This is a genomic window from Rhizohabitans arisaemae (assembly GCF_025996515.1).
GTDB classification, from domain to species: Bacteria; Actinomycetota; Actinomycetes; order Streptosporangiales; family Streptosporangiaceae; genus Rhizohabitans; species Rhizohabitans arisaemae.
In genome coordinates this window covers 1-2,236 of sequence record NZ_BLRH01000002.1, presented here as the reverse complement: position 1 = coordinate 2,236, position 2,236 = coordinate 1, and the positions used below count along the sequence as shown (strand labels likewise).

Genomic DNA, 2,236 nt, shown 5'->3' with positions numbered 1-2,236 from the left:
CCCGGCCGCCGTCTTGTAGTCCGCCACCAGCCCCCGGTACAGAGCGTTGGTGTAGGTACCGTCCGCGCCCGGCTTATCGAGCGCCTGACTGAACTTCTGCACCGCCGCGTTCACGTCCTCCCCGCCCTCGGCCACAAGGTTGGTCCGCACGGGATCCATCTGTGCCGCGAAATCGGGGTTCTCGACGGAGAGCCGGCGGTAGCCGTTCGCCATCGACAGCCAGGCCGCGGCGTTCGGCACCACCGCCACCTGGTCCGGCCACTGGTATTTCTCCTTCCCGTACCAGCTCAGGAACCCGGCGGCACCCCCGGTCCCCAGATGAGGCTTGATCGCCGCGAGCGGATCATTCTTGTGGGTCTGATAGTTGCCCGGGCTCACAACGAACGGTGTCTTGTTGACGATGTTCACCGCCGCGCTGTGCACCTCGTTGATGGCACCGTCGAACGTGTCGACGCTCGGAATCGGCTCCCCCCGGGTGATGCGGTATCCGATGAATTCGGTCAGTTTCGCTCTGGCATCTTTCAGGGCGTCGTTCTGCAGCGCCTTGATGATCTCGGTCGACCAGGCGTCTATCCTCTGCTCGATCGCGTGCAGCTGGAATTGGATCTCGGTGAGCTGGACGATCGTCGTCATCTGCAGCTTCAGGACCTCGTCGAACTTCGCGAGCATGTCTTTGAAGATGAGGTTGAGATTCTTGTTCACCCGGTTGAACTGCTCGTTCATCGTGTTGTGCAGCTTCGCCACCTGCTCGCGGACTCCGCTGACCTGCGAGAGGATCATGGCGGCCGGACTCGGCTCATTGGCGAGGAAGAGCGGGAGCAGCGCGGTTACCAATTCGTAGAGGCCCTTGGCGACGTCCACGGTCGCGGATTGGAAGATCGCCTCCTTCAACCCCTTCCCGACGAGCTTGGGCACGTACGCGTTGACGGTTGTGGCGAACTTGATCACCGAATCGCAGACGACAACAGCTTTGGCCGCCTCCGCCGGGTTGACCAGTCCGAGCAGCCCGGTTATCAGCCGGAGTCCGTCGGCGAAGCCGTCGATGTCTTTCTGCCGCGCCTGTGCCTCCGCCATCGCGATCTCGTACGCGTTGGGCGGTGCGGGCGGCGCGACGGTGGTCCAGAGGTAAGCGCCCCCGTATCTGCTCTGCAGATCGTTGATCGCGATCACCGAGATGCCGATGACCTCGTTGTTCCGCTGGAGCAGTTGCTGGATCTGCCCGGAGATCTCCTGCCGGTACCGAACGTCACCCGGCTGATACCTCATGAGCGCGGAGAAGTCGACGACGCCCTTCAAAGGTGAGCTGTTCACCAGCTCATCGGTCGTCGCGACCGCGGTGACACCGGATTTGGCACCGATCCCGGCGTTCCAGGCCTTGACGGCGGGGTGGTCGGCTCCGCGCTGAGCGCCGAGCGCCCGGACCGCTCCCGCCGCCTTCTCGTTCAGCGCCCGCAGAAGGGCCCCCGCCTCGGATTGCCCGTAGCCCAGGCCGGCCAGGGAATCCCGCCAGCTGGCGAAGATCCGGCCGTCGCCCGCGGGCAGATCACCCACCACCTGCTTGAGAGCCAGCGCGGTGTCGCGATACTTGGGCTTGCCGCGCACGAGGTCGACGATTCGGATCAGGGCATTGACCTCATGTCCGGTAGATGTACGCGCCTTATCCCACTCCTTGTCGATATCAGCGGAGAGCTCGTTGATGTTTTGGGTGTAATGCGTTTCGTCGGCGTTGGGATTGCGTGCGGCCTCGGCAGTGTGCTGCAGGCTGAGCACGACGTCCTTGAAGAGCTGCGGACTGCGCAGATGCATCGTGGACGCGTGGAGCCCGACCTCCAGCCGCTGCCGCACGTCGGCCGACAATGCGGCGAGCGCGGGCGGGACGTGCAGCAGCGAAGCGGTCAGCACGAAGGTGAGCAACGCTCCCACCGCCCTGATCGCCGAGGCTGCCGCCGGTCCCCTACGGGAGCGGGAGCCGCGGATTCTGCTCGATCTCACCGATCATCCTCCTTCGGATCCGCCAGGACGGATCCGGTCATGGCCGGGCCGGAACGGTGTCGTGGGCGTCCCGGCCCGGCTACCCGGTGTGGTTCGTGTGGCCTCAGTCGGTCATGAAGCAGGGGTGTGGAGCACGATGCCCGCGATCTCCAGCAGGCCGGCGGCTTCGGTCACCGCGGGGATCCCCTCGGTGTAGACCTTCTTGGCCAGCCGCTCCGAATGCGCGTCGAAACGCCCCCGCAAC

Annotated in this window: 1 protein-coding gene; it reads right to left on the bottom strand. The window is 65.0% G+C overall.

Features of this window, described 5'->3' with window-relative positions:
* Nucleotides 1-1,770, bottom strand: a 1,770-nt coding sequence (locus RUR_RS00490) for a hypothetical protein (protein WP_283132812.1), incomplete at its 3' end; no start/stop codon positions are given.
* Nucleotides 1,771-2,236: the final 466 nt, after the last annotated feature.